This window comes from Streptomyces griseorubiginosus (assembly GCF_017614965.1).
Taxonomy (GTDB): Bacteria; Actinomycetota; Actinomycetes; order Streptomycetales; family Streptomycetaceae; genus Streptomyces; species Streptomyces griseorubiginosus_B.
Map to the genome: position 1 here is coordinate 1 of NZ_WVUG01000461.1, position 5,131 is coordinate 5,131.

General features: G+C 70.1%; 5 protein-coding genes. 1 reads left to right on the forward strand and 4 read right to left on the reverse strand.

Annotation, left to right across the window (positions count from 1 at the left end; genetic code table 11):
- The 3 genes from GRC12_RS41820 to GRC12_RS41830 all read right to left on the reverse strand — a co-directional run.
- Positions 1-1,208, reverse strand: a 1,208-nt coding sequence (locus GRC12_RS41820; RefSeq protein ID WP_208785680.1) for an AAA family ATPase, incomplete at its 3' end; no start/stop codon positions are given.
- Positions 1,209-1,217: 9 nt separating this feature from the next.
- A complete protein-coding gene (gene cpaB / locus GRC12_RS41825; protein ID WP_208785681.1) occupies positions 1,218-1,928 on the reverse strand; it encodes a Flp pilus assembly protein CpaB in 711 nt (236 codons plus the stop codon).
- Positions 1,929-2,003: 75 nt separating this feature from the next.
- A complete protein-coding gene (locus GRC12_RS41830) occupies positions 2,004-2,813 on the reverse strand; it encodes a hypothetical protein (RefSeq protein ID WP_244374590.1) in 810 nt (269 codons plus the stop codon).
- Positions 2,814-3,118: 305 nt separating this feature from the next.
- Between GRC12_RS41830 and GRC12_RS41835 the strand changes: the two genes are divergently transcribed.
- Positions 3,119-4,810, forward strand: coding sequence for a chitinase (locus tag GRC12_RS41835; RefSeq protein WP_208785682.1), 1,692 nt, complete (start codon positions 3,119-3,121; stop codon positions 4,808-4,810).
- 9 nt (positions 4,811-4,819) lie between these two features.
- On the opposite strand, the gene GRC12_RS41840 is transcribed toward GRC12_RS41835, so the two are convergent.
- Positions 4,820-5,131: hypothetical protein (locus GRC12_RS41840; RefSeq protein WP_244374589.1), on the reverse strand; the 312-nt coding region annotated here is incomplete at its 5' end.

Genomic DNA, 5,131 nt, shown 5'->3' on the forward strand with positions numbered 1-5,131 from the left:
CCCCTAAACCGCCCGCCGCCCCGGTGAGCCGCCTCGGCCGGCTTGACCAGCCCCAACTCCCCGGCCAGTGACCAGAGCGCCTGCTTCACCACGCCCCTGCTGTCCAGTTCATGGACCCGGCCGGCGTCCACCGCGCCCTGCAACTCCTTGAAGTTGGCCGGGATCACGGTCCCCGCCACCGCGGTGCCGGTGATCTTCTGGATCAGCTGCGGCTGGATCTCGGTGGCCCGGCTGTGCCGGTTGACGACCACGGTCGTCTCCTCGGCCTTGCGGATCTGCAGCCGGTCCCACATCCGTACCGCCCGCTTGGCACCCCGGACCGCGACCACGTCCGGGGTGGTGACGAGCAGGGCCATGTCGGCCATCTCGACGGCGGCCGCGCCCGCCCCGCTGAGCTGCGCCCCGCAGTCGATGACCACGACCTCGTACCGTGACCGCAGCGCGCTGACGATCTGCCGCGCGCCCCGGTCCGTGACCTCCTCGCCCCGCTCGCCCTCGCCCGGCGCGAGGAGCAGGGCGATCCCCGTGTCGTGCCGGTAGACGGCGTCGGCCAGCACCCGGGGCGAGATGTCCGTGATCGCGGCCAGGTCGACGACCGAGCGGCGGAACTGGACGTCGAGGTAGGACGCCACGTCCCCGGTCTGCAGGTCCATGTCCACCAGGGCCGTGCTGCGGCCCGAGGCCTGTGCGGCCAGCGCCAGTTGGATCGCGGTCAGGGTGGCTCCGACCCCGCCCTTCGCGCCGCTGACGGTGACCACGGTGCCGCCGACGCCGGTGAACACGTCGCCGCCGGAGCCCAGATGGCGCCGTACGCCCACCGACCACTGGGCGACCGCCTGGACGCGGCTCGCCAGCTCCTCGTAGCTCAGCGGGAGGGCGACCAGCCCGCGTGCGCCGTAGTCCATGGCGGCCTGGAAGAGTCCGGGGCTCGCGTCCGAGGTGACGAGGATGACGCCCACCGCCGGGAAGCGCAGGGCCACTTCGCGGATGAGTTCCAGGGCGGGGACGGGGCCGATGCGCTCGTGGACGACCACGACCTCGGGGAGTTCGTCGATGGACTCGGCGGCCAGCCGGGCCAGGGTGTCGACGAGCTGGGTGGAGTCGACGACCGGGGCGACCGGCTCGGCGTCCGGGAGCTGGCTGAGCAGCGTCGTGATGGAACGGACCGCGTCCGCGTCCCCGACTGCCGGGAGGATCCTGGTGGGCATGGGGGCCTCTCACTTGTCCTTCGCGAGCTGGTACGTCCGGTCCTTGTCGGGGACCGTGGTGCTGCCGCCCGGCGCCACCAGGGCGAGCCGGACCCGCTGGGCGAACGACTCGGCGTAGGTGATCCGCTGGGCGTCGAGGGTGGAGAGGGCGAAGGTGATGGGGACCTCGTCGGTGGGCTGCTGGTTGTTCTTGTCGCTCGCGGAGGGGTCGAGCGCCTTGATCTCGCCCACGTCCAGCACCTTCGCGTTTGTTACGATGATCTTGGACTGGGCGGGATCACCCTCCTTCTCGCCCGCGAAGGTGGCGTACACGTTGACCGTCGAACCAGGCGTGATCTTGCCCGCCACACCGGTCGCCGCGTCGATCATGATGGCGACCTCCTGCTGACCCGGCTGCAGAGCGGGCTGGTCGACGATCATGTCGCTCTGCAGCAGGGACCCGGCCCGCAGCGTGGTGACGGCGATCTTGCCCCGGACGGCGTCGAGATCGGTGATCGCGTTGTGCGACAGCCACCGTTTGGGCATCTTGATCTTCTCGAACTGGCCCGCGGTCAGCTGGGTGTACGGCGCGATGTTGTCCTTCACCTGGTACGCGGTGACCTCGGGGCCGACCTTGGACTTCACGTCGCTGATGACGGACAGGACGCCGGCGAACGCGCCGAGGGCGCACAGGACCGACAGGAGCAGGAGGAGCACGCCGCGGCGCTGACGGGAGTTCATGTGCCGTACAACCTCATTGGGGATATCGGTCGGGCGGAATGGGATCGGGCGGGCGGTGCCGGGGGCGCTTGGGACTCACCCGGCCGGGAGCTGGTTCTCCAGCAGCGGTGGCGTGGCGGAGCAGAACACGCAGCGGTCGCCGATGACGTCGATGCCGCACCAGTGGCAGCTGCTCTGCCGGACGGACGTCACCAGCTGGTAGAGGACCGACAGGTCGGGGAGGAAGGTCGCGAACTCGACCAGCTTGTTCGTCCCCCACCAGGTCGCCGACTCGGCGGGCGGGACGGTCTCCCTGAGCCCCTGCACGTTCCACTGCTTGGCCAGCGTCGCGCTCACCCAGTCCGACTGGAGCTGGCCCTTGCCGACCAGCATCCAGGTGCCGAACTCCGGTCCTGCCAGGGCGGCAGCGGGGCCGAGCTTCACCAACTGCGGCTCGGGGTGGGCGAGGACCGCGAAGTGGTTGCCGGGCACCCAGGACTTGGCGTGCGACCGCAGGCCCACGGGGACGCGGTCCAGGCGGGCCACGGAGCCGAGCAGCGCGCCGGCGTGGATGTAGTGGGTGAGCAGCCGGCCCGCGGAGGCCAGGACGCCCGGGGAGAGGTCGCAGGACGCCAGCTGCCGCAACTGCCGGGCCAGGACGGCCAGTCCGAGGGGGGGCAGATCGGGCCGGAACAGGGCGATACGGTCGCTCTCCAGGAGGGAGCGGATGGTGTGCAGCCGGCGTTCCACTCCGGGCGGGGCGGCGCGCGAGGACACGACGACGAGATGCCCGTACTGGTCGATGAGGGCCTGGACGGCGGACAGCGCCTGGTCGAGCGGCTGTCGGTCGAGGTCCGGCAGGACGACGGCGGGCAGGGTCCGTTCGTCCAGCGGCGGCAGCGCCATGTCGGCACTGGTCACGGCAATGGCAGTTGGCACGCGCAGCTCCCCGTGTTACGCCGTCGGCCCACCGGGGCGGGGTTACTCCGGTACACCGATATGACTTCACTGCGTGACTACCTCAGCACTGTATCCACGCCTCTGTGACCGGAGAACAGCGTTTCTGTAGCTGATGGGCAACTGCCGTTTCACAAGACACGTCAAAACGGGGCAGGTTGAGCATCTCGCCGGCACCGAAGCGATCCGGCGCCGCACGGCCGAGTTGGTCTGGACCTCTTGACAGCCGGATTGGTCTGGACCAACTTGTTGTCATGTCCCCACTGAGACGATCGACACGGCTCTGGTCCTCAGCCGTCACCGCCGCCCTCGCCCTGTCCCTCGCGGGCGCGGGCCAGGCGTCCGCAGCGGACGTCAACAACGCGAAGAACGCCGGTTTCGAGTCCGGCCTGAGCAACTGGACCTGTTCCGCCGGCAGCGGTACGACGGTCTCCTCCCCGGTGCACGGCGGCTCGGCCGCGCTGAAGGCGGCGCCGGCCGGGCAGGACGACGCCCAGTGCGCCCAGACCGTGGCCGTGAAACCGAACTCGACGTACTCGCTCAGCGCCTGGGTGCAGGGCGGCTACGCCTTCCTGGGCGTCACGGGCACGGGCACCACCGACGTGTCGACCTGGACGCCGGACTCGTCCTCGTGGAAGCAGCTGACGACGAGCTTCACGACGGGCGCGGCCACCACGTCCGTCACGGTCTACACCCACGGCTGGTACGGACAGGCGGCCTACTACGCCGACGACGTGTCCGTCCTCGGCCCGGACGGCGGCGGGGGCGGCGACCCGGCCCCGACCGTCCCGGCGACGCCGTCCGGCCTCGCGGTCTCGGGTACGACGTCCTCGTCGGTGTCCCTGTCCTGGACCGCGGTCTCGGGCGCCACCGGCTACAACGTCTACCGCAACGGCACGAAGGTGACCGCGGTGACCGGCGCCTCGGCGACCGTGACCGGGCTCGCGGCCGCCACCTCGTACTCCTTCCAGGTCACCGCGACCAACTCGGCGGGTGAGTCGGCGAAGTCGGCGGCGGTCACGGGTACGACGGCGACCAGCGGCACGGGCGGGGGCACCTCGCTCCCCAAGCACGCGGTGACCGGGTACTGGCAGAACTTCAACAACGGCGCCACGGTCCAGAAGCTCTCGGACGTCTCCGCCCAGTACGACATCATCGCGGTGGCGTTCGCGGACGCGACGTCCACGCCGGGCGCGGTGAGCTTCACGCTCGACTCGGCGGGGCTCGGCGGTTACACCGTCGACCAGTTCAAGGCGGACATCGCGGCGAAGCACGCGGCCGGCAAGAAGGTGGTCGTCTCGGTCGGCGGGCAGAACGGCACGGTGTCGGTGAGCGACTCCGCCTCGGCGACGAACTTCGCCAACTCGGTGTACTCGCTGATGCAGACGTACGGCTTCGACGGCGTCGACATCGACCTGGAGAACGGCCTCAACCCGACGTACATGTCCCAGGCTCTGCGGTCCCTGTCGGCGAAGGCCGGCGCGTCCCTCGTCATCACCATGGCCCCGCAGACCATCGACATGCAGTCGACGTCGGCCGGTTACTTCCAGACCGCGCTGAACGTCAAGGACATCCTGACGGTCGTCAACACCCAGTACTACAACAGCGGTTCCATGCTGGGCTGCGACGGCAAGGTCTACTCGCAGGGCTCGGTTGACTTCCTCACCGCGCTCGCCTGCATCCAGCTGGAGGGCGGCCTCTCCCCGTCCCAGGTGGGCCTGGGCCTGCCCGCCTCGACCAGCGCAGCGGGCAGCGGATACGTCTCCCCGACGGTCGTGAACAACGCCCTCGACTGCCTCACGAAGGGCACGAACTGCGGTTCCTTCAAGCCGTCGAAGACGTATCCCGACCTGCGGGGCGCGATGACCTGGTCCACCAACTGGGACGCGGCCGCGGGCGGTTCGTGGTCGGGCTCGGTCGGACCGCACGTGCACGCGCTGCCGTAGGGGCCGGGATCAGCCCAGGGGGCGGTAGTACCCGAGCACGAAGGCCAGTTGTGCGAACCACTCCTGGACCCGCTCCCGGCGTTTCGCGTCGACGGCACATTCGTAGAACGTGCCGTCGACGTGGATCACGGCGACCATGAGGGTCTTTCCGGAGGGGCCGGCCTTGTAGTGGACGCTGCGGATCTCGTGCCAGCCGAAGTCGACGGACAGACCGTGGTCGTCGAAGGCGACACCGGCGGAGTCGACCAGGATCGAGTAGTCGCGGTCCACCGCCAGGAACTCCGGCGCGGGCGGGGGTGGTTGCTGGGAGAAGGCGTGCGG

What these genes read in the sequence shown, in the direction of transcription:
- cpaB (WP_208785681.1), bottom strand. Translation starts at nt 1,928, where the DNA reads ATGAACTCCCGTCAGCGCCGCGGCGTGCTCCTCCTGCTCCTGTCGGTC.
- GRC12_RS41835 (WP_208785682.1), top strand. Translation starts at nt 3,119, where the DNA reads ATGTCCCCACTGAGACGATCGACACGGCTCTGGTCCTCAGCCGTCACC.
- GRC12_RS41830 (WP_244374590.1), bottom strand. Translation starts at nt 2,813, where the DNA reads ATGGCGCTGCCGCCGCTGGACGAACGGACCCTGCCCGCCGTCGTCCTG.